General features: G+C 44.6%; 16 protein-coding genes. 13 read left to right on the forward strand and 3 right to left on the reverse strand.

Going from position 1 to position 23,994, the window contains the following annotated elements; translation table 11 throughout:
* The 3 genes from D8886_RS11045 to D8886_RS11055 form a co-directional block, all read left to right on the forward strand.
* Positions 1-875 (forward strand): amidohydrolase family protein (locus D8886_RS11045; RefSeq protein ID WP_142999465.1); only part of this gene is annotated, 875 nt, incomplete at its 5' end.
* Between the two features lie 130 nt (positions 876-1,005).
* A complete protein-coding gene (locus tag D8886_RS11050; RefSeq protein WP_125435683.1) occupies positions 1,006-2,748 on the forward strand; it encodes an ABC transporter ATP-binding protein in 1,743 nt (580 codons plus the stop codon).
* Entirely contained in the window at positions 2,738-4,474 is a 1,737-nt protein-coding gene (locus D8886_RS11055) for an ABC transporter ATP-binding protein (protein ID WP_125435685.1), read from the forward strand. The genes D8886_RS11050 and D8886_RS11055 overlap by 11 nt, the downstream gene beginning before the upstream one ends.
* Positions 4,475-4,549: 75 nt before the next feature.
* Here D8886_RS11055 and D8886_RS11060 read toward each other — a convergent pair whose 3' ends face one another.
* Complete coding sequence (locus D8886_RS11060) at positions 4,550-6,076, reverse strand: ATP-binding cassette domain-containing protein (RefSeq protein ID WP_125435687.1); 1,527 nt, start codon at positions 6,074-6,076, stop codon at positions 4,550-4,552.
* A 413-nt stretch (positions 6,077-6,489) separates the two neighbouring features.
* Here D8886_RS11060 and D8886_RS11065 point away from each other — a divergent pair, with 413 nt between their 5' ends.
* The 6 genes from D8886_RS11065 to D8886_RS11090 all read left to right on the forward strand — a co-directional run bounded on the left by D8886_RS11065 (position 6,490) and on the right by D8886_RS11090 (position 15,933).
* Positions 6,490-6,681 (forward strand): hypothetical protein, encoded by a 192-nt coding sequence (locus tag D8886_RS11065; protein ID WP_061591679.1) that lies wholly within the window; start codon positions 6,490-6,492, stop codon positions 6,679-6,681.
* 113 nt (positions 6,682-6,794) lie between these two features.
* Complete coding sequence (locus tag D8886_RS11070; RefSeq protein ID WP_125435689.1) at positions 6,795-8,579, forward strand: serine hydrolase domain-containing protein; 1,785 nt, start codon at positions 6,795-6,797, stop codon at positions 8,577-8,579.
* Positions 8,580-8,612: 33 nt separating this feature from the next.
* Positions 8,613-10,394 carry a serine hydrolase domain-containing protein gene (locus tag D8886_RS11075; protein ID WP_125435691.1) on the forward strand — a complete coding sequence of 594 codons (1,782 nt, stop codon included), beginning with the start codon at positions 8,613-8,615 and terminating at the stop codon, positions 10,392-10,394.
* 64 nt (positions 10,395-10,458) lie between these two features.
* Positions 10,459-12,243, forward strand: a complete 1,785-nt coding sequence (locus D8886_RS11080) for a serine hydrolase domain-containing protein (protein ID WP_125435693.1) — start codon at positions 10,459-10,461, stop codon at positions 12,241-12,243.
* Between the two features lie 63 nt (positions 12,244-12,306).
* Positions 12,307-14,088, forward strand: a complete 1,782-nt coding sequence (locus D8886_RS11085; protein ID WP_125435695.1) for a serine hydrolase domain-containing protein — start codon at positions 12,307-12,309, stop codon at positions 14,086-14,088.
* A 66-nt stretch (positions 14,089-14,154) separates the two neighbouring features.
* Positions 14,155-15,933, forward strand: coding sequence for a serine hydrolase domain-containing protein (locus D8886_RS11090; protein ID WP_125435697.1), 1,779 nt, complete (start codon positions 14,155-14,157; stop codon positions 15,931-15,933).
* A gap of 56 nt (positions 15,934-15,989) precedes the next feature.
* Here D8886_RS11090 and D8886_RS11095 read toward each other — a convergent pair whose 3' ends face one another.
* Positions 15,990-16,730 (reverse strand): amino acid ABC transporter ATP-binding protein, encoded by a 741-nt coding sequence (locus tag D8886_RS11095; protein WP_002895249.1) that lies wholly within the window; start codon positions 16,728-16,730, stop codon positions 15,990-15,992.
* Positions 16,730-18,898, reverse strand: coding sequence for an ABC transporter substrate-binding protein/permease (locus D8886_RS11100; RefSeq protein ID WP_125435699.1), 2,169 nt, complete (start codon positions 18,896-18,898; stop codon positions 16,730-16,732). The genes D8886_RS11095 and D8886_RS11100 overlap by 1 nt, the downstream gene beginning before the upstream one ends.
* 194 nt (positions 18,899-19,092) lie before the next feature.
* On the opposite strand from D8886_RS11100, the gene D8886_RS11105 reads away from it, so the two are divergent.
* From D8886_RS11105 to D8886_RS11120, 4 genes are all read left to right on the forward strand, one after another.
* Positions 19,093-20,037 carry a CPBP family intramembrane glutamic endopeptidase gene (locus D8886_RS11105; protein ID WP_125435701.1) on the forward strand — a complete coding sequence of 315 codons (945 nt, stop codon included), beginning with the start codon at positions 19,093-19,095 and terminating at the stop codon, positions 20,035-20,037.
* A gap of 67 nt (positions 20,038-20,104) precedes the next feature.
* Positions 20,105-21,052 carry a CPBP family intramembrane glutamic endopeptidase gene (locus tag D8886_RS11110; RefSeq protein WP_125435703.1) on the forward strand — a complete coding sequence of 316 codons (948 nt, stop codon included), beginning with the start codon at positions 20,105-20,107 and terminating at the stop codon, positions 21,050-21,052.
* 161 nt (positions 21,053-21,213) lie between these two features.
* Positions 21,214-23,202 (forward strand): excinuclease ABC subunit UvrB, encoded by a 1,989-nt coding sequence (gene uvrB / locus D8886_RS11115; protein WP_125435705.1) that lies wholly within the window; start codon positions 21,214-21,216, stop codon positions 23,200-23,202.
* 106 nt (positions 23,203-23,308) lie between these two features.
* Positions 23,309-23,994: hypothetical protein (locus tag D8886_RS11120; RefSeq protein ID WP_125435707.1), on the forward strand; the 686-nt coding region annotated here is incomplete at its 3' end.

Raw genomic sequence — 23,994 nt, forward strand, 5'->3', positions numbered from 1 at the left:
ATTATCGACGAGGGGATCGCTTTGGACATGGCTTGGCACTGGGATTAGATATTGACAAATATTTTAAGAAAAAAAGAAAAAGTGTCATTTCTAATGTTGAAGAATACATAGATGATAGTGTATGGATGTATTATTTGATAGAAGAGCATCAAACAGAAAATGAAGTGAAACAGTTTCTAGCAACTAATGAAATTTCTAGTCACGCAATTCTAAGTTTTCTTCAGGGAGAGTTTGATCGCGAAGTTGTTAAGTATAATTTCAATGATTCTATTTCAATGTATGATTTCTATTGTGCATATATGTTGCGAGGAGATGACCCAGAACTTTATATTGAAGAGGTGAAGAATAAATCATATGATAAGTTGGTTCAAGATTTTGATTATCGGCTCAACTATCACAATAAGAAACATCGCCAAGCTTTTGAAAATAGCAGGGCAAGGAACTTATATTTTCAATATCATTATTCTGAAAAGTATAAAAAAATGCATAAAGAATCCGTCTTATTAGAAGCATCAGAAATTTATATTGAAGCAGTTAAACTTGTTCAATTCATCTTACGTCTTAAAATATTCCGAAAAGAAATTAGTATCGAAAGTAATCCGACTTCCAATAGGAAAATTTCATTTATCAGTAAGTATATAGACCTACCTTTAATTGAATTGAATAGTATGTTTATAAAGTCGGACTCAAAATTCAATCTTCCTATCTCTATTAATACTGATGATAGTGCTATTTTTCAAACTGACCTCTCTCTTGAATATGCATATGTTGTTGCAGCATTATTGCGTGAGGGATATGATATAGAAAGTGTTTACCAATATATCGAATACCTGGTAAAAATGTCGAAAATTCAAAGTTTTATTAACAGAGATTAGTTATATAGCTTTTTATGAAAAACAAGGAGTTGATAAGTCAAGCATCTCCTTGTTTTCCTGTGCCCTGATTTTCAGAAAAGCAGAGTAATTTATGGTAAAATAAATACAGTTTAATGGAGAAGTAGGCAGTATGAAAGATTTATTGAAATATTTCAAGGGCTATATCAGAGAGTCTTTGCTAGGGCCTTTGTTCAAGCTTTTGGAGGCCAGTTTTGAACTCTTGGTTCCGCTTTTGATTGCGGGTATTGTGGATGAGACCATTCCTAGACACGTCAGCTCCCATCTCTACTGGATGGTTTTTCTTTTGATGGGCTTGGCTGCGCTGGGCGTGGTGGTAGCAGTGGTGGCTCAGTATTATTCATCAAAGGCAGCTGTGGGCTTTACTCGTCAGATGACAGGTGACCTCTATCAAAAGATTCTGCGCTTGCCCAAGGCTAGTCGGGATGAGCTGACGACCTCTAGCCTGGTGACTCGGCTGACGAGCGACACCTATCAGATCCAGACGGGCATCAATCAATTTCTTCGTCTCTTCCTGCGGGCGCCTATCATCGTTTTTGGCTCTATCATCATGGCCTTTACTATCAGTCCGGCCATTACCTTGTGGTTCTTGCTCATGGTAGCAATTTTAACGGCTATTATCGTTTTCATGTCTCGTCTGATGAATCCTCTTTATGCCAAAATTCGCCAGCTGACGGACCAACTGGTTAATCTGACGCGTGAGCAGCTGCAGGGCATGAGGGTTATACGAGCTTTCGGTCAGACCCAGCGCGAGGTTCAGAGTTTTCGCAATCGCAACGAACTCTATAAAACCTGGCAAATTAGGACGGGGACTCTATCTAGTCTGATTAGCCCTCTGACCTTTTTTACGGTCAATGGTACTCTGATTGCTGTGATTTGGCAGGGAAATGCTTTTATCGGCAATGGTTTACTGACCCAGGGGATGCTGGTGGCCTTGGTCAATTATTTATTGCAGATTTTGGTGGAATTGCTCAAGCTGGCTATGCTGGTCAACTCACTCAATCAAAGCTATATCAGTGCAGGTCGTATCAGTCAGGTCTTCGAGCAAGCAGAAGAAGATGTCCTGCAGGAATTAGTGCAGGAAACAGCTCTGCCAAATCAAGCCATTAAAGTCCAGCAGGTCAGCTTTTCCTATCCAAATGCAGCTAGTCCAGCCTTGACTGGTCTGACTTTTGATTTGAAAAGAGGTCAGACTTTGGGAGTTATTGGCGGGACAGGTTCTGGTAAATCTACTCTGGTTCAGCTGCTGGCTCATCTTTATCCTGTGGCTGCTGGTCAGTTGACCATCTTTTCCCAAGGACGCAGTCCTAAAAATTTGAGCGAATGGAGGTCCTGGATCAGTCTGGTGCCTCAGAAGGCGGAGCTTTTCCAAGGAACCGTCCGATCCAATCTGACCTTGGGCATGTCAAGCAAGCCAACAGATGCAGACTTGTGGCAGACTTTAGAGATTGCTCAGGCGGCGGACTTTGTCTCTCAGAAGGAAGGTGGCTTGGATGCGACTGTGGAGGCCTTTGGTCGGAATTTTTCTGGCGGTCAGCGTCAGCGTTTAACCATTGCTAGAGCTGTCTTGAGGAGGGCGCCTTTCTTGATTTTAGATGATGCGACCTCAGCTCTGGACTATCTGACAGAGGCTAGACTCTTGCAGGCTATTAAGAATGAATTGACAGAGACCAGTCTGGTCTTGATTTCTCAGCGGACCAATAGCTTGCGCTCAGCGGATCAAATTTTAGTCCTAGACAAGGGAGAACAGGTGGCTCTTGGTCGCCACGAGGAACTCTTAACTAGCTCTGCCATTTACCGAGAAATCCATCACTCACAGCATAGTCAAGGAGAGGAGGGCAAGCATGAAGCATAAGACATCACCTAGCAGCTTGAGGCGTTTGACTCGCGATTTGCTGCAGGCGCGCTGGCTCTTTCTTCTAGCTAGTCTGGGAACGGTGGCTCAAGTGGCTCTGACTGTTCTTCTTCCAGTTTTAATCGGGAATGCGGTTGATAGTGTTCTTCTTCCTCATGCGGAGCAGCATGTGATGCCGATTTTGGGGCAGATGCTGTTGGTCATCTTAGTCAATACGCTGATTCAGTGGCTCAATCCCTTGCTCTATAATCAGCTGGTCTATCGCTATGGCCAGCAGCTCCGTCAAGGCGTCATCAAGAAAGTGCACTATCTGCCTTTGGCCTATCTAGATCGGCAGGGAACTGGTGACTTGGTTAGTCGGGTGACGACCGATTTGGAGCAACTCAGCAATGGCCTACTCATGGTTTTCAATCAATTCTTTGTGGGTTTGCTAACCATCTTAGTCACTATCATTAGCATGGCCAGATTGGACTTTTTCCTCCTGCTTTTGGTTCTGCTTTTGACGCCCCTTTCTCTTTTTTTAGCTCGCTTTATTGCTAGAAAAAGTTTTAGCTTTTTCCAACGTCAGACGCAGGCGAGAGGAGCCCAGACCCAACTGATTGAGGAAAGTCTGACTCAAGAAAGTCTGATCCAGGCTTTTAATGCTCAGGAGCAGTTTGATTCAGCTTTTACTCGCAGTAATCAAACCTATGCAGACTATTCTCAGGCGGCTATTTTCTATTCTTCGACGGTTAATCCTTCGACTCGTTTTATCAATGCGCTGATCTATGCTTTGATTGTCGGCTTTGGGGCTGTCCGAATCATTCAGGGAACAGGCTTTACGGTTGGGCAGCTGGTAACTTTTCTCAACTACGTCAACCAGTACACCAAGCCTTTCAATGATATATCGTCAGTCATGTCGGAATTGCAGAGCGCTTTAGCTTGTGCAGAGCGGATTTATAGTGTTTTGGACCAAGAAGAAATAGCAGAGTCTGGTCAGGAAATTCTTCAGTCTGAAGATGTTAGAGGACAGATTAGTTTTGAGCATGTGGCTTTTGGCTATGAGCCTGGAAAAGAGCTGATTCAGGATTTGAATATAAGGATTCCAGCAGCTAGCAAGGTCGCCATTGTCGGGCCAACTGGTGCTGGCAAGTCTACTTTAATCAATCTCCTCATGCGCTTTTACAATGTTGATAGTGGTCTTATTTCGCTAGACGGTACTCCCATCACGCATTACACCAGAGCTTCTTATCGTCAGCAGTTTGGTATGGTACTGCAGGAGACTTGGCTCAAGACGGCGACCATTCATGACAACATAGCTTTTGGCCGGCCAGACGCCAGCCGAGAAGAGGTCATTGCAGCTGCCAAGGCGGCCAATGCGCATTTCTTTATCCAGCAGTTGCCTCAGGGGTATGATACTTATCTGGCAGATGCTGGGGACTCCCTGTCTCAAGGTCAGAGGCAGCTATTAACCATCGCGCGTGTCTTCCTTGCTGTTCCTAAAATCCTAATCTTGGATGAGGCGACTTCCTCCATCGATACCCGGACAGAAGTCTTGATTCAGGAGGCTTTCAGCAAGCTCATGGTGGGGCGTACTAGCTTTATCATCGCCCACCGCCTGTCTACTATTCAAAATGCTGACATCATCCTAGTTATGGTAGATGGTGATATCGTCGAACATGGGAATCATCAGGAGCTCATGGCAGCCAGAGGTGCTTATTACCAAATGCAGACGGCGCAGGAGTAAGAGGGGATTTTTATTAAAGTTCACAGATTGATGATAAACAAAACTAAAAGAGTTGGAATTTCCAACTCTTTTTGCTTATAGTTCAACTTCCTCCAACCCTGTCTCCGTAAGTCGATAAATCTTCTGGCAGACTTCTTTGAGAAAGATCCGATCGTGGGAGACAGCGATAATGGCGCCAGGATAGGTCGCCAAAAGCTGGCGAACCTGAGGCTGAGAGGTGGGAGAGAAGTTGCGGGTTGGCTCGTCCAGAAGGAGGACATTGGGGCGGTCTAGCACTAGTTTGAGCAGGAGGAGCTTGGCTTTTTGGCCACCAGAAAGCTGCCCAATCGGGTGACTGGCCTCGTCGTGCGTGAACTGGAGGCTGGCTAGATGAGTCAGGATTTTTTCCTCATGGGCCTTGTCGCCAGAGGGAGCCAGAAAGTCCAAAGGGCTGCTCTCATCAGCCAGCAAGTCGCCATAATGCTGGGGCATGTAGCCGACCCGAATATCTGTCCTCTCACGCAGAATCTTCCATATTTCCTTAAGCAGAGTAGATTTTCCTGCACCATTAGCACCAATCAGCCCGATTTTTTCCTGGCCACAGACCTCCAGAGTCAGGTTCTCCGCCAGTTGTCGTTCGTCTGTTTCCAGTTTCATTCCTTCTAATTTTAGGATTCTTTTGGTCAATGGCAGAGCTTCTATGTCTGAGAAATGAAGGCTGATGGAATCTTCCTGTGTTGGGATTTCGGTCATTTCAGCACCTGCCTTTTCAAATCGTTTGCCCTGCGAGAGAATATTTTTCATTTTCTTAGCCACCAGTCGACCTGCAGTAGCGTCATGGGTGTTTCGTAAAGTATGCTCCACACTCTGCTTAACCCGTCGGTGTTTTTCCATGGTCTTGGCGTGTTCTTCTCGCTCTTTCCGTGCTAGTTGCCCCTGTTTTTCAAAGGCTTCCTGACGCTGATGGCGGTAATTTTCATAGTCCAGACTCTTGACGCTGGTTCTGGCCTCCTGCTTCTTTTTTATTCGCTCCAGATGAACAATCTTGGTCGCAGCTTGAGCAAGAAAGTGCTCGTCGTGAGAGACGAAAAGGACCGTTCTCTGGCTGTGGCTGATAAAGTTTTCCAGCCAAGTCAGAGTTTCGAGATCAAGATCATTAGAGGGCTCGTCAAGAAAGAAAATGTCCCAATCACTGGCTAGTTTCTTGATGAGCTGAACCTTTAGTTTTTCTCCTCCTGATAGGCTAGAGAGCTGCTGCTGACTGGCAAAACGCTGGCTGTCAAAGTTGAGCTCTCCAGCATAGCGGTAGAGCTTGGCATAGTCCAGCTCTGTCTCAAAATCAGCAAAGAAATAGTCGTTGATTGTCAGTTGGGCATCTTCTGAAGGCAACTGCTGGGGCAGGTAGACAGCAGCAGTATAGGACTTATCAATCTGTCCGCTGTAGCTGACATAGGAGCTGACCAGTCGCTCGTCTAGCAAGAGCTTGAGCAGGGTGGACTTGCCATTGCCCTCCTCACCGATAATAGCGACCTTGTCTCCTTGATTGACAGTCAGTGACAAATCTTTGACTAACTCTTTCAGGTCTTTTAGGTGGGTGATCGTTAGATTTCTTATTTGAAGCATTGATGTCTCCTTTCTTTTCTTCATACAAAATACAGCCCTGCTTTATTTAGCAGAGCTGTTTTTAATTGCACAAAGCAGACACAGGAGCGTCCAAGTAGGATTATTCGTTCATAGGCATCCAGCTTGCACTGTCATAGAAGTGACAAGCTCGATCTTAAGATAAGCAAATAAAAGCTAGAAGACACCGAAAACGAACATCCCAAGGATATGCAGAAACATGACAAAATCTACTAAATAAAGTTTCCTTTAAAAAATAGACTTAATTTTTCATGTCTCCGTGTACCTCCGAAATAGTTCTGTCTTAAGTCTAGCAAAAGATAGTAGATAGGCCTAAAATTTGTAAAAGATAAGAAGGACTGGAATGTGATAGATTCCGGTCGTCATTTTAAATTGTATCTAAGGGGTAAGAAACCATGCCAAAAACTTTATTTCTCTGGCTTTTGACAGTCCTAAGCTTGGGACTTGTAAAAACGCCTCAAGCTAAGACGATGGAGCAATCCTTGAAATCTAACACAGTGGCCATTGAGATTGCCCAAAAAATTCAGGATCATGTCAAGAAAGATGAAGCGACGATGGTGGCTGTAGAAGCAGCGACCTTTGATTAGATGATGCAAATCATTGATTAAGAAATGAGAAAGCTATGTTAAGAATTTTTATCCGAATGGTATACAGAAGTATCGCCTATGCGATTGTTGAAGCTAAATAGAAAGGAAATGCTATGAAAAAATCATTTATTCTAACGCTTCTAACGATTATAACTCTAGGGCTCTTCCAGCCGGTTATTGCCTTGGCTGAGGAACAGAAGCTGCCGTCTGGTACAGAACGCAGCCAAATCGGTCAAAAAATCGAAAGTTTTGTCAAGGAACATGAAAAGACGACAGCTGGTATGGCAACAACCGTTTTTGACAAGGACGGGACTATTTACCAAGGTAGTTTTGGCTATATGAACAAGGAAAAAGGCATTAAAGCCGACGACGGTAGTGTCTTTGAATGGGGGTCAGTAGGGAAACTAGCTATCTGGGTCTCCGTTATGCAGCTCTGGGAAGAGGGCAAGATTGACCTTGACGAAGACATTCGCACCTATCTGCCAGAGGGATTTATGAAGACTTTGCGCTACGACAAACCCGTCACTATGACAGACCTCATGAACCATCAGGCCGGCTTTGGTGAGTCTACCCATGCCTACAAGGAAGATAAGGGATTGTCTATTGAGGAGATTCTGGCAGTTAATCAGCCAGAACAGTCTTACGAACCAGGCACCATGACAGCCTACTCAAACTTTTCAGCTAGTCTGGCAGCCTATATCGTTGAGAGAATCTCCGGTCAGGACTTCTCGGCCTATGTCCATGAGCATATCTTTCAACCACTAGGGATGAAAGACACTGCTCTATCAGCCGACTTTAAGGAAAATCCAAAGATTTACCAGAAGCGGATGAAGCAAATCTCTTATCGGGCGGACGGTCAGACATCTATGGGAACTAGCTATTTCCATCTAGGGCTTTACCCAGCGGGAAATGGCATCTCTACTCTGGCTGACTTCCAGAGGTTTGCCCAAGCGCTTTTGAAGAAAGAAAAGCTCTTTAAGCACGCTGAGACTTGGACAACCCTTTACACAGCAACCTCGAATTATCCAGGAACGGATATGCCGCTCAATATGCACGGTTTTTGGACACGGGAGTACGGCACGACGCTTGTTGGCCATGGAGGAAACTCGACTGGCTACTCATCTTATATTCTGTTGGACTTGAAAAATGGTATAGGTATGACCATTATGACGAATCAAGATCATGAGTTGGTTTATAACTATGAAATGCCAGCCTTGGTCTTTGGACCTAAGAAAAAGACGGACTCAGCCACCTTTGACAAATTCCAGTCTGGCAATTACCGATCTGCTCGCAACTTTGCCAGTGGTCCTATGTCTATCTCCAGAATTTTGCTTTACACTCAATTTGTTGAGAAATCCAAGGACAATCCGCTTTTGAGTCAGAATTTTTCAGTAGTCAGCGGTAGTGGAGACGAGACTAAGGTAACAGCTTCCTATGGCGACAACTTCAGAGTCAAGGATAGCGAGATTCTAAAAGACTGGTCCTTGCTTATTTCAGCGGCAGCCGGAATTGTTTTCAGTATCATTCTCTTTTTGGCACGGGGCGGACTGGATCTCTTCCGATTGGTCTTCAAAAAAGGTCAATCTAAAACACCAAAACCTCTTCGTATCTGGACTTACCTAACTTCTTTAGCTGGAGTAGGTGTGGCTATAAACTTCCTTCTCCTCTTCAACACATTTGCTACTGACGATCTGAGCTTTCTAGCGAGCTGGCGCTACATTGTCTTTGCTGGTCTGGGATTGATTCTGGCTGGCTGTGCAGTCTTCCCACTTCTAACCAAGGCAAGAAAAGGATTGAGCAAGAGCCGACTCTACCTGACTGTCTTGACTAGTCTGTCAGCTCTAGCTATCGTTGTCAATATTCTCTATTGGTCACTTTATCAGTGGTGGGGCCTGTAATAAGCGCAGCTCCATTGCACAAAGGAGTATATCATGAAAAAATCATTTATTCTAACACTTCTAACGATTATAACTTTGGGACTCTTCCGGCCGACAGCTGCTTTAGCTGACTCGCAGAAGTTGCCGTCTGGCACAGATCGTAGCCAAATTGGTCAAAAAATCGAAAGTTTTGTCAAGGAACATGAAAAGACAACGTCCGGTATGGCAACAGCTGTCTTTGATAAAAACGGAACCATCTACAAGGGAAATTTTGGCTATGTGGACAAGGAAAACAAAGTCAAAGTTGACGATGACAGTGTTTTTGAATGGGCTTCAATCACTAAACTGACGGTCTGGGTATCGGTCATGCAGCTCTGGGAAGAGGGCAAAATCGACCTGGAAGCAGACATCAAAACTTATCTGCCGGAAGGCTTTCTCCGCAATCTTCGCTACGATAAACCTATCACCATGCTGGATCTGATGAACCATCAGGCTGGCTTTGATGAAATGCCACTCTACAAAAAGGGAGATAAGAGCGACTTGGAAGAGCAGTTCCGCGATTACCAGCCTATTCAGTCCTTTGAGCCGGGTACGACGACATCATACTCTAACTACAGCACGGCTTTGGCATCCTATATCGTGGAGCGGATTTCTGGGCAGAAGTATGCAGACTATGTCCATGAGCATGTTTTTGAGCCGCTGGGCATGAATCGGACTGCTATCTTGCCTGACTTATCGGACAACGCTTACGTACAGGAAAAGCGCAAGGAGGATAAGGGCTATGATGACCAAGGTAAGCTCTTGGGAGATACACCATTTAAGCTCTGGATGTACCCAGTCGGAGGGGCTGTGGGGACTCTAGGAGACCTGCAGAAATTCGCCCAGGCCTTGCTGGAACGTAAGACGCTCTTTCATCGTCCAGAAACTTGGACCGAGCTTTACTCAACAACCTCTACCCACCCTGGTACGGATATTGTTCGTAATGCTCATGGCTTTTGGGCCAGTCACTACGGTGTTACCTTGCTGGGACACAGTGGTAATGCTGATGGCTTTTCTAGCTATCTCTACTTAGATCTGAAAAATGGCATCGGTCAAGTCATCTTAACCAATCAACTGTATGAACAAGTTTACAATGTTCAAATGCCGGAGCTGATATTTGGCAAGATGCAGACTGTCAGTGAAGCTACTAAAAAGCAGTTCAAGCCCGGCTCTTACCACTATCTGAGAAGCTATAATAGTGGTCCGCTGTCCTTCATGCTCATGATTCCCGGGGCAATCCAAAAGATAAATAAAGTCTCAGATCAGCCGGATCTGCTGAGCACTTTCTGGACTATTGACCGAAGCCAAGGTGCTGACCGCCTCGAATTTGGTGTCCTTAATGCAGAAAGGATTTCCGATTCAGTTCTCTTTAGGCATTATCTAGTCGTGTTTCTCGGAGGTTTGGCACTCGTGTTTGCTCTGGGAAATGTCTTGATTAGTTTTCTGATTGGCAGTTTCCGTCTTATCCTGCGTAAAGCAAAAAGCTCGGCTCCTCGCTCTTGGAAGATTTGGAATTTCCTGACTTCTCTAGGGATGCTGCTGTTTGCTGGAAATCTCATTCTGCTTTTACTGGCTGCCATGAATCAGGATTACTCAATTGTTCAATCTTGGCGTTATATGGTCTTTGCCGGTCTGGGCTTGTTCTTAGCAGGATGTGCGGTTTATCCGCTCTTTAGCAAGGCTCGAAAGGGTCTCGGAAAAGGCCGCCTTTTCTTGACGGCTCTGACTAGTCTGTCCGCCCTGGCTATCGTAGCCAATATTCTCTACTGGTCACTTTACCAATGGTGGGTGATGTGATAAGTTGCCTGTCTTCCTTTGGGAAGGTGGGCTTTGTCTGCATAATTCTGCAAAGGAGAATCGCATGAAAAAAACATTTATTCTAACGCTTCTAACGATTATAACTCTAGGACTCTTCCGGCCAATTACTGCATCGGCTGAGGATCCTCAAAAGCTACCATCTGGTATCGAACGTGACCAGATCGGCCAGAAAATCCAAGACTATGTCAAGGAACATGAAAAGACAACAGCCGGTATGGAGACTGTTATCTTTGACAAGAATGGTACAATTTATCAAGGAAACTTCGGTTATATGGATAAAGAAAAAGGCATCAAGGCCGATGACGATAGTGTCTTTGAATGGGGATCTGCTGGGAAGCTAATGGTCTGGGTCTCTGTCATGCAGCTCTGGGAAGAGGGCAAGGTTAATCTTGAAGAAGATATTCGCAATTACCTGCCTGAGGGATTTCTCAAGACTCTCCGTTATGACAAGCCCATTACTATGTTGGATCTAATGAACCATCAAGCAGGCTTTGAGGACTCTTCTCACGCTTATCTAGAAAATAAAGGGCAGAATATTGAACAAATCCTTGCGATCAATCAGCCAGCCCAACTCTATGAACCAGGCACTATGACTGGATACTCTAACTTCAGTACGGGACTGGCAGCCTATATCGTTGAGCGAATCTCCGGTCAGAGCTTTGCGGACTATGCCCGCAAGCATATCTTACAACCATTAGGTATGAACAAAACATCTCTTTTAACTGGCTATAAAGATAATGATTACGTCCTTGAGAAACGGAAGGAAGAGATAACTTATGATATCAATGGTAAATCTCTAGGTGTGAATTACATGAATATCGGTCTTTATCCAGTCGGTCTTACAGCGAGTACCATGGGTGATTTTCAGAGGTTTGCCCAAGCACTTTTGAAGAAGGAGAAGCTTTTCAAACATGCTGAGACTTGGACTACACTTTATACGGCAACTTCGAATTATCCGGGAACGGATATGCCGCTCAATATGCATGGCTTCTGGACCCAAGAATATGGCACGCCTCTTGTCGGTCACGGTGGCAATTCCTATGGTTTTTCTTCTTATATCTTGTTAGATTTGAAAAATGGTATTGGTATGACCATTATGACCAATCAAGGGCATGAAGAGGTCTATAATTACGATATGCCAGCTCTTGTCTTTGGAGCTAAGAAAAAGACTCCGCAGGAAACTTTCGACAAATTTCCAGCAGGAAATTACCGATCAGCAAGATATTATGAAACAGGCCCCCTGTCTTTCACTAGAATATTCCCACGTACCAGTTATGTTACAAATTCAGCTGATAATAAATTTTTGAACGGTGATTTTGCAGTAGTCAGTGAGCAAAATGGAACAGCAAAAGTAACATATGCCTATGGCGATACTTTCAAAGTAAAAGATATAGACGTGATGAGAGATTGGGCTGTATTGATTTTCATGGTAGTAGGAGTTATCTATGCTTTACTTCAGCTTTTAGTGCGAGGTGGTCTCGATCTTTTCCGACTAGTATTCAAAAAAAATCAGTCTAAAACACCTAAAGAACTTCGTATCTGGACCTATCTGACTTCCCTTGCAGCAGTGGGAGTGGTTGTCAATTTCTATTTCCTTTTCTTAGCTTTAGGAGCAAGTGACCCTAGCTACCTTTCTAGCTGGCGCTACATGGTCTTTGCTGGCTTAGGTCTAATTTTAGCTGGCTGTGCAGTCTTCCCGCTTCTGACCAAGGCAAGAAAAGGATTGAGCAAGAGCCGACTTTTCCTGACTGTCTTGACTAGTCTGTCAGCTCTGGTCATCGTTGCTAATATTCTCTACTGGTCACTTTATCAGTTCTGGGCGCTGTGATAAGTTGCCTGCCTTTCTGAAGGGATGCGGGCTTTGTCTACGTGATTTTGTAAGGAGAATCGCATGAAAAAATCATTTATTCTAACGCTTCTAACGATTATAACTCTGGGACTCTTCCAGCCAGCTACTGCGCTGGCTGAGGAGTTTCAAAAGCTACCCTCTGGTATCAAACGTGACCAGATTGGCCAGAAAATCAAAGACTTTGTCAAGGAACATGAAAAGACAACATCCGGCATGGCGACGGCAGTCTTTGATAAGGACGGTACCATTTATCAAGGAAACTTTGGCTATATGAACAAGGAAAAGGGAGTCAAAGCTGATGACGGCAGCGTTTTTGAATGGGGTTCTGTGACTAAGCTGACCGTCTGGATCTCTGTCATGCAGCTCTGGGAGCAAGGTAAGATTAACTTAGAAGAAGACATCCGCACCTATCTGCCAGAGGGCTTCCTCAAAAATCTCCGCTATGATAAGCCTATCACCATGCTGGATCTGATGAACCATCAGTCAGGTTTTGACGAGGCTACTTTGTACATGCGAAGCGATAAAAGTATCGAAGAAATCCTTAAAGAACAACAACCTATCCAGTCCTTTGAACCCGGTACAGTCACAGCTTATTCAAATTACGGTACCGGCTTGGCTGCTTTGATTGTTGAGCGGATCTCCGGACAGCGGTTTGTTGATTATGCTCATGAGCATATTTTCCAACCTCTGGGCATGGATAAAACGGCTATTTTGCCGGATCTATCAGACAATTCCTACGTTCAGAAAAAGCGTCAAGAGGCCAAAGGATATGACATCCAAGGAAAAGTTCTGAGAAAGGATAGTTTCATTGTTGGCCTCTATCCTATCGGTGCGGCTACTGGTACCTTGAAAGACTTACAGAAGTTCGCCCAAGCCCTGCTGGCTCGCAAGACGCTCTTTGAGCGTCCAGAGACTTGGAGTACACTCTACAGCCCAAGCCTGACCTATCCTGGAACAGATACTGCTCGTAACGCCCATGGCTTTTGGGCTAACGAATATGGCACTACAGTGCTAGGACACGGCGGAAATACGCTTGGCTTTAGCTCACGGATGATATTGGACTTGGAGCATGGTATCGGCTATATCGTCATGACTAATCAGAGTACAGAGCAAAATTATAATTTCCAAATGCCAGAGCTCGTCTTTGGGCCACGTAAAACGGCCAGCAAGGAAACCCAAGAGCAGTTCAGTCCTGGCTATTATCGCACTCTACGCAACTTTAATCAAGGACCACTGGCTATCTTTAAAATGGTTTCAGGCTTTGCAAATAATTGGCAAAAACCTTCTGAAGATCAACGATTGTTAAATAACTTCTGGACCATTTATCAGAGCAAAGGCAAGCCCCATATCGCATTAGGTGTCGCAGACTACGAGAAAATCTCTGACTTTGATTTCTATAAAGACTTTATTGTTCTTGGCTCTGGTGGACTTGGTATCATCTATGCCCTCGGTCTACTCCTCATTAGTCTGATTCTAGGAGCCTATCGACTCATCTTCCGTAAAAAACAAGATCAGCCAGACCACGTGTGGAAAGTCTGGAACATTCTAACAGCTGTTGGGGTTTTGGTTTTTCCGATTAATCTCTTTCTAATGTTCGTGGCGCAAGCTTCAGGAGATTTTAGCGAGATTGCTCAGTGGCGTTACATACTCTTTGCAGGTCTGGGCCTGTTCTTAGCAGGCTGTGCAGTTTTTCCGCTCTTCAGCAAAGCTCGAAAGCGTCTCGGAAAAGGCCGCCTCTTCTTGACGGCTCTGACTAGTCTATCTGCCCTGGCTATTGTTGCCAATATCCTCTACTGGTCGCTTTATCAGTGGTGGGTGATGTGATATAAGTTGCTTGCCTTCCTTTGGAAAGGCGGGCTTTGTCTGTGTAATTCTGCAAAGGAGTATCTCATGAAAAAAACATTTATTCTCACACTGCTAACTATTTTAACATTGGCGCTTTTTCGCCCAGTCACTGCGCTAGCTGAAGAGCAGAAGTTGCCGTCTGGTACGGATCGAGACAAAATTGGTCAGAAGATCCAAGACTATGTCAAAGAGCACGAAAAGACAACAGCCGGCATGGCAACAGCTGTCTTTGACAAAGACGGCACTATCTATCAAGGAAACTTCGGCTATATGGATAAGGAAAAGGGAATCAAAGCCGATGATGACAGCGTCTTTGAATGGGGATCCGTGACTAAGCTGACCGTCTGGGTCTCTGTCATGCAGCTCTGGGAAGAGGGCAAAATCGACCTAGAAGCAGACATCAAAACTTATCTGCCAAAAGGCTTTCTTAGAAATCTCCAGTATGACAAGCCTATTACTATGCTAGATTTGATGAATCATCAGTCAGGTTTTGATGAAGCCCCTCTCTATATGCAAGGGGGCAAGAGTTTAGAGGATTTGCTGCTCCAATATCAGCCCGCTCAGTCCTTTGAGCCGGGTACAACGACAGCTTATTCCAACTACAGTACGGGATTGGCGGCCTACATTGTGGAACGAATTTCTGGGCAATCCTTTGTTGATTATGTTCATGAGCATATCTTCCAGTCTCTGGACATGGAGAGAACGGCTATAGCTCAAGACTTGTCTGACAATGCTTATGTCCAAGCCAAGCGCAAGGAAGTAAAAGGATATGCGACAGATGGCAGCCTGTTAGGCGATGCACTTTATGAAGTCGGCCTGTATCCAGTTGGTCGAGCCACAGGAACATTGAGTGATTTTCAAAAATTTGCTCAGGCTCTGCTGAGTCGTAAAACTCTCTTTACTCGGTCGGAGACATGGACGACTCTCTATTCGACGACATCAACCTATCCTGATACAGACATCGTTCGTAATGCTCATGGCTTCTGGGCCAGTAAATTTGGCGTTACAGTGCTAGGACACGGAGGGAATACAAATGGTTTTTCCAGCTATCTCCTGCTGGATCTGAAGGATGGTATCGGCCAGGTGATCATGACCAATCAAGGTGTGGAAGAAATTTATAATGATGGCATGCCAGAATTGATTTTTGGAAAACGTCCGACAGCCAGTGCAGAGACTCAGAAAAAGTTCGAACCTGGCTACTATCAAATCCTTCGGAATTTTAATCAAGGTCCGCTTTCTTTGTACCAGCTCTTTCCAGGTAATATGCTTCATATGAAGAAGCCGTCCTCGGAGCGAATGGATCATTTGTTTTGGACTATTTATAAAAGTGGAAATGGTAAAACGCGAATCGCTACTCCAGTCAGTGATTTTGAGAAAGTCCCTGACTGGGAAATCTGGACTAAGTTTGGGTTGATTGCCTTGGCAGCTCTTAGTGTCGTTTACTCTTTGGGAAATCTACTTGTTTGGCTTGTGCTAGTCCTTTATCGACTGGTCTTTGGCAAAGAAAAAAGCAAGCAAAATCGAGCTTGGAAATGGTGGCACATCTTGACAGCTGCAGGAGTAGTGGCCGTGGCTTGCAATTTACTCTTGCTGCTACTTAGCTCAAGTGCAACGGATCTCAGTATCATCGCTCAGTGGCGTTATATGGTCTTTGCAGGTTTGGGATTGTTCTTAGCAGGATGTGCAGTTTTTCCGCTCTTTAGCAAGGCTCGAAAGGATCTCGGAAAAGGCCGCCTCTTCTTGACAGTTCTAACTAGTCTATCTGCACTCGCTATCGTAGCCAATATTCTCTACTGGTCGCTTTACCAATGGTGGGTAATGTAGTTTAAAAATTTTGAAACAAGAAAAGAGCCGGCTTATAGCTGGCTCTTCGTTTGGTTTTATACATTCAGTACCTTGTCCAAGAAGTCCTTGAGACGTGGGTGCTGCGGATTGTCAAAGATTTGGTCAGGCTTGCCATCTTCTAGGAATTCACCATCAGCGGTAAAGATAACGCGGTTAGCTACTTGACGGGCAAAGCCCATCTCATGGGTCACAATCAGCATGGTCATACCTTGCTGGGCCAGATCCTTCATAACGTTTAGAACGTCGCCGACCATTTCAGGGTCAAGGGCAGAAGTAGGCTCGTCAAAGAGCATGATGTCTGGATTCATGGCCAGACCTCGAGCAATTGCCACCCGCTGCTTTTGACCGCCGGACAGGCTGTCTGGACTAGCATCTGCCTTATCAGCTAAGCCGACCTTTTCCAAGAGCTCCATCCCCAGCTTATTTGCTTCGTCTTGGGTCAAGCGCTTGTGCTCAACAGGAGCAAAGGTGATATTTTCCAGAACAGTCATGTGAGGGAAGAGGTTGAAGTGCTGGAAGACCATACCGATATTTTCTCGAACCAGATCCACATCAGTCTTCTTGTCTGTCAGATCAAAGCCATCAACCGTGATGGTTCCGCTGGTCACTTCCTCTAGCAGGTTGAGACTGCGCAGGAAAGTTGACTTACCAGAACCAGAAGGGCCGATGATGCAGACTACATCGCCCTCGTAGAATTTAGCAGTAATCCCCTTTAGGACTTCGTTTTCCCCGTAGTATTTATGAAGATCGTTCACATCGATTTTTAATTTTGCCATTACTTAATCCTCTTTTCTAAGCGTTTTGCCAAGCGGGTCAAGAGCGTGATAATGATGAGATAGAGCACGGCTAGGATAGCATACATCCGGAAACTCTGATAGTTACGGGCGATGATGTCTTTACCTGTTTTGAAGAGCTCGGCCAGTCCAATAGCTGAGACAATCGTTGTATCCTTGAGTGCGATGACAAACTGATTGACAAAGTTTGGCAACATAATCTTGGTTGCCTGTGGCAGGATAATTTTGCGCATGGTCTTGGAGTAGGAAATCCCTAAGCTGCGGCTAGCTTCCATCTGTCCAACTGGTACGGCCTGGATACCTCCACGGACAATTTCAGCGATATAGGCGCCGGCATTGAGAGAGAGAGCAATGGTTCCTGCAACGAAAGCGTTGATTGGACTTTGTTGTCCAGTCATGGATTCGATTAGGTTAGGAATCCCCCAAAAGATAAAGGCTGCCACAATCATCAGCGGAATACCGCGAATGACATCAACAAAGATTTCTGCAATCCAGCGCAGCGGTTTATAAGGGCTGACGCTGAACATACCAAAGATAATCCCAATGACCATAGCAATCGCAAATGAAATCAGGGCCAAGGCAATCGTCACCCCCAGACCTTTAAGAAGTTCTTGGTAGTTGTTTTGCAGCAAGCCCCAAATAGTTGACTCATCTACTGTGGATTCCTTTTCCTCGCTAGCCAGATACTTGTCTAAAATCTCTTGGTACTTGCCGCTTTCTTTTAGATTAGCAAGTCCATTGTTAAACATCTCAATCAGCTCAGGATTGCTGCCTTTTTTGACTGCGAAAGCGACTTGGCCGCTTGGGGTGCCTTCGATAGGTGTTTTAAGTTTCTTACCTTGTTTGATAGCGTATTTGACAACGGGCTCATCATCCATCACAGCTGCGACAGAGCCAGTATTGAGACTGTCATACATGGAAGCTGCGTCTGAGAAAGTCTTGATAGAGTAGCCGTACTTGCTCTTGTTTTCCTCAAGGAAAGTCTGAGAAGCGGTACCGGTTTTGACACCGACTGTCTTGCCCTTGAGTTCCTCGTAGGACTTGATATTGCTGCTGTCCTTGACTGCCAAGATAGAGTTGGCTGTGTAGTAAGGATCGGAATAGTCAAAAGTTTTCTTACGGGCATCTGTGACAGACATGCCGGCGATAATTGCGTCAGCCTGACCGGTCTGAACGCTATTAATAGCTGCATCAAAGCCAGGGTTGGTTATTTCCACAGTAAAGCCTTGGTCTTTGGCAATAGCCTTAATCAGCTCCATGTCAATACCAGTATATTGGTTGCTGTCATCTTGGAAGACAAAAGGAGCAAAAGATGAGTCGCTGGCAATGATGTATTTGTCTTTTGTCGGAGTAGCTTTTTGACCGGCAGGAGTAGAAGTCTCTGGAACAGCTGAGTCAGAGCTGCCTTTAGAAGCCGTCCATTTATTGATGATTTCTTCCAGACTGCCGTCTTCCTTCATCTGTGCCAAAGCTTCGTTAAACTCAGTAACTAAGTGCTCGTGCTTGCTGCCTTTTTTGACACCAAAAGCAAAGCTTCCGACAGCCTCACCCTTCATAGAAATTTTCAGGTTTTGGCCTTGATTGATGGCGTACTCAATGACCGGCTGATCGTCCATCACTGCATCGACATCACCAGCAGAAAGGCTGTTATACATCAAGTCACCCGTGTCAAAGGTCTTAAGAGTGTAGCCATACTTATCCTTGTTCTTCTCAAGAAAACGTTGGGCAGCCGTTCCTGTTTTGACACCGACTTTCTTCCCTTTCAGCTGTTCGTATTTGCTGATGGTATTTGCCTTGGTCGTCGCGATAACGACCTTGGTGTCATAGTAGGTATCAGACATGGTAAAGACTTTTTCACGCTCGCTTGTCTTGGTCATACCAGCCATGATGGCATCCGCCTGGCCAGCTTGGACCGCATTGACAGCTGCATCGAAGCCTGGGAAGCTCATGTCAATGTCCCAGCCTTTGATTTCTGCGACCTTGTTGATGATATCAACGTCAATCCCCTTGTAAGTCTGATCAGAATCTTTAAATTCAAATGGTGCGTAAGCAGTATCGGATACGATTTTGACCGTATCTGCTTGGGCTGTCGCCCCTAACGCAAAAAATGGAAATAATGTTAGCAAGACTGCTAAGAATTTTTTCTTCATTTTCTTCCTCCTTTTTAGCATTCTAGCATTATAGCAAAAAAACACTGATTAGGCAAATTTCTCCTGTTTTTATGTTAGGTTTTCTGACATATAAACTCTCTGTTTTTGTAAGTTGAGCCGTAACTTTTCTTTGTTCTTCGCGTAAAGTCTGCTATACTGGAAATAAATGAAAACAAGGATAGAATGAGGTTCTTATGAAAAAATCACTTATCTTGGACGGAGTCTATCAAGCTCGCTTTGTCCCTCCTTATATTTTGTCTCTTTTACTGGCTGTTATTTTTGTGCAAGGTGGACAGCAGTTGGCCTATCTGGCTTTGGAGCCAATTTCGGCTGTACTTAGTCTTATGCTAGGTTTCTTAGGTCAAGGAGGATTCTTTGAAATCTTTTTCAATTTTGCCCTGCCTTTTCTCTTATTTGGCTTTGTTTTTATGATACTGGCTCTCTTTCTTTGGGTGCGCTGGGCTGAAGGACGACCGCTCGCGACTCTGGGTTTTGTTAAAAAAGGAAGCTTGGTGGAGCTGGTCAAGGGATTGGCGGTAGGTTTTCTCCTCTTTAGTCTAGTCGCTCTGCTTATGCTGTTGAGCGGAGCTGGATCTTTTGAATGGGGACAGCTGACGCTGGAACCTTTTCTCTATATCTTGATTTTACTTCCGCTCTGGATGATGCAGGGTGGAGCAGAAGAGCTAGTGACACGTGCTTGGCTGCTGCCAGTTGCTGTCAAAAAGACCAACCTGCCCATCGGTTTACTGACTTCGAGCCAGCTCTTTGCACTCTTGCACCTAGGCAATCCAGATATTGGTATTCTTCCCATTGTTAACATTGCCTTATTTGGCCTCTTTGCAAGTCTCTATCTGCTTTGGACGGACAATGTCTGGGGGATTATAGGACTTCATACTGCTTGGAACTTTACTCAAGGAAATATCTATGGTTTCAGCGTTAGTGGTACTGGAGTTGACGCTGCAGTATTGAACTTTATCCCTAAGACGGATTCGAGCTGGCTAACTGGTGGAGCTTTCGGTGCCGAAGCCTCTATCTTTAGCTCGCTCATTCTCTTGCTGGCNGTTTTTTACTTGCTTATCAAGATGAAAAAAGACGGTAGTTTGACAGAGCTTGTGAGAAAGTCTCAGAAACAGTTTTGACGGCTAGTTTTTGCTCCTCCTAAAATAACATGCTATAATAAATTAAAACAAGGAAAGGAATAATTATATGTTTAAATCTCGTATGTTGGATGCTATCAAGCAATCGCGTTATATTCCGCCGATTTGGTTGGCTATCTTGATTGCTATTGGCTTTGTTTATGGAGNAGGAATTTTAAGTTTTGTCGGAATGTTGCCAATTGGTATCATTGTCGGACTCTTGTTAGGCTTTGCAGATCCGACGATTAATCGGACAGAAGCAATGGCAGCCATTAGTCACTATACGGTCTTTTTTCAGCTAGCCGGTTTCTTTTTTATCGCTCTTACTGTCTTTCTCTGGGTTCGATATCGTGAGAAGCGTCCTTTTTCTAGTCTGGGATTTTATAAACAGGACTGGTTCAAAAATCTCCTCAAAGGTTTCCTTATTGGAGCCGTTCAGTTTTCGCTGGTTGTTGTCTTGCTCTTGGTGACAGGGACAGGCAGTCTGAAATTAGGTCAGCTTAACTTGCAGTCTTTGATTTTTGTCTTAGCTATCATTCCTTTCTGGATTCTTCAAGGTGGGACAGAAGAGCTAGTGACGCGTGGTTGGCTCTTTCCAGCAGTTAGTGCTAAATCAAATATCTTCATTGGTATCTTGATTTCTAGTGCTCTATTCGGGGCACTGCACCTCTTTAACCCTGGTGTGACCGTTCTTTCTATTGTCAATATCATACTAGACGGTATCTTTGCTTGTTTCCTTATGCTCAAGTATGACAATATGTGGGTACTGGCTGGTATGCACGGCGCTTGGAATTTTGTGCAAGGAAATATCTATGGTATTCAGGTCAGTGGCCAAGGAGCATCTACCTCTATCTTGAACTATAGCTCGCAATCTTCTGTGGATTTGCTGTCTGGTGGAGCCTTTGGTGCTGAAGGATCTATTTTTGCCAGTATCGTCCTGATTGGCTGCATTGCCTATCTTTACTGGTCATTAAAGAAAGAAAATCGCCTGCCTCAGGAGCTGATTTTTAAGAAATAAGCATTTCGCCCAGTTGAGCTGGGCATTTTTTATGTCTTTTAAAGAGATGTGTGACAAGGGACAGACGATGGTAGAAGCGTGGCCATTCTACCTACACCCAAATCCAGAGAAAATAGGGCAAATATGGTAAAATGATAGAAGCACAATTTGAGGAATAAAAGATGATTAACAGAATTACAGATAATAAATTTGAATTGGTTTCCAAGTACGAGCCTTCAGGTGACCAGCCCCAAGCTATTGAGCAGCTGGTGGATAATATTGAAGGGGGCGAGAAAGCCCAGATTCTCATGGGGGCGACTGGTACTGGTAAGACCTATACCATGAGTCAGGTTATCGCTCGGGTCAACAAGCCGACTCTGGTTATCGCCCATAATAAAACGCTGGCCGGCCAGCTGTATGGTGAGTTCAAGGAGTTCTTCCCCAATAACGCTGTGGAATACTTCGTTTCCTATTATGATTACTACCAGCCTGAAGCCTATGTGCCTTCCAGTGATACTTATATCGAAAAGGATAGCTCGGTCAATGACGAGATTGATAAGCTCCGTCACTCAGCGACATCAGCCCTCTTGGAGCGTAACGATGTGATTGTCGTGGCTTCGGTCTCTTGTATCTATGGTCTGGGATCGCCTAAGGAATACTCTGATAGTGTAGTTAGCCTGCGTCCTGGCCTAGAGATTTCCCGTGACAAGCTGCTTAATGACCTGGTAGATATCCAGTTTGAGCGCAATGACATTGACTTTCAGCGGGGGAAATTCCGCGTTCGAGGCGATGTGGTAGAAATCTTTCCTGCTTCTCGGGATGAACATGCTTTCCGGGTGGAGTTTTTTGGAGATGAGATTGACCGGATTCGTGAGGTTGAAGCCTTGACAGGTCGAGTCTTGGGTGAGGTGGATCATTTGGCCATCTTCCCAGCCACTCACTTTGTGACCAATGAAGACCACATGGAAGTAGCCATTGCTAAAATTCAGGCCGAGCTTGAGGAGCAGCTTGCTATCTTTGAGAGGGAAGGCAAGCTTCTGGAAGCTCAGCGCTTGAAACAGCGTACGGAGTATGATATCGAAATGCTGCGTGAAATGGGCTATACAAACGGCGTTGAGAACTATTCTCGCCACATGGATGGTCGGAGCGAAGGAGAGCCACCTTATACCCTTCTGGACTTTTTCCCTGACGATTTCTTGATTATGATTGACGAGAGCCACATGACCATGGGACAGATTCGGGGCATGTACAATGGAGACCGCTCTCGTAAGGAGATGTTGGTTAATTATGGTTTTCGCTTGCCATCTGCCTTGGACAACCGTCCGCTGCGCCGGGAGGAGTTTGAGAGCCATGTTCACCAGATTGTCTATGTATCGGCTACGCCGGGCGACTATGAAAATGAACAGACGGATACTGTTATTGAGCAGATTATCCGGCCGACAGGGCTTCTGGATCCAGAGGTAGAAGTTCGTCCAACCATGGGGCAAATTGATGATCTTTTGGGTGAAATCAATGAACGTGTTGAAAAGAACGAACGTACCTTTATCACAACCCTGACCAAGAAGATGGCGGAAGATTTGACGGACTACTTCAAGGAAATGGGAGTCAAGGTCAAGTATATGCACTCGGATATCAAGACCTTGGAGCGGACTGAGATTATCCGTGATTTGCGCTTGGGTGTCTTTGACGTTTTGGTTGGGATTAACCTGCTGCGCGAGGGAATCGACGTGCCGGAGGTTAGTTTGGTGGCAATTCTTGATGCAGACAAGGAAGGTTTCCTCCGCAACGAACGCGGTCTTATCCAGACTATTGGCCGAGCAGCTCGCAACAGCGAGGGTCATGTAATTATGTATGCCGACACTATGACCCAGTCCATGCAGCGCGCTATTGATGAAACTGCCCGCCGTCGGGCAATCCAGATGGCATATAATGAAGAGCACGGCATTGTACCGCAGACCATCAAGAAAGAAATCCGCGACCTAATTAGCGTGACCAAGGCTGCCCTGCCAGATAAGGACGAAACTGTCGAAATTGAAAGCCTCAATAAGCAAGAGCGCAAGGACATGATTAAGAAACTGGAAGGCCAAATGCAAGAAGCTGCCGGACTTCTCGACTTCGAACTGGCCGCACAGATTCGCGATATGATTCTGGAAATAAAGGCGATGGATTAGAAAATATAGTTAGCACCAAAGTTGCAAGCTAAGCTCTTAATTGCTTCTCTAGTCAATGAGTCACTATGTGAAAAAAAGTTAGAGAAGTTTAAGTGGGGGAATTGAAGTGAAAAAGGATTTAATTAAACTAATATTTATTTTCTTTATTTCAATTTTTGTCATAGGCGTGTTACCTATAGTTCAATTTATTTGGGCATTTATGCCGACAAAACTTGTTACAAAAGAGGAAAAGCAGCATATTGAATATGTTGTGAACACAGCTTTTGAAGATAATTTAGGATTGAAGGTTAAGAACATAGAGATTCCAACTTGGGTTAGCCATGTTTCTTATGAATATGATGTAAAAGTTCAACTGACAGAAGGCGCAAACAAAATTTTAACAGATAAGTTAGAAGAAGGGACTTTTTCCTATTACGCTAATAGTGACGATGAACCATCTTCGATACTAAAAGATCTTATATTTTCTTCTGTCTTAGATACAAATTCTCATCCTATGTTGAATACCTTATATTTTGATAAAGAGTCTGTTCTAAAGCCAGTGAAATTTAAGGAGCTGAGAACAGATATAGATTACGATGTAACTGATGACCAAAAAGGGTTTTATCGTGATTTGGTTCAAATTAAAAAAGAACTAAAGTATAATCCCAAGACAGGGAAGTATGAAGCATCGGCAGAAGAAATAAAGGATTTGAGAAAAGATTTCATTCGTTTATCGGAAAATTACGAGGTTTTGTTGTTTTTCGATCTATATCTGGAAGGAGATATTCCTGAAGGTGCGAGTTTAAGTGACTA

Origin of the sequence: Streptococcus sanguinis, assembly GCF_003943655.1 — a bacterium.
Classification (GTDB): domain Bacteria; phylum Bacillota; class Bacilli; order Lactobacillales; family Streptococcaceae; genus Streptococcus; species Streptococcus sanguinis_F.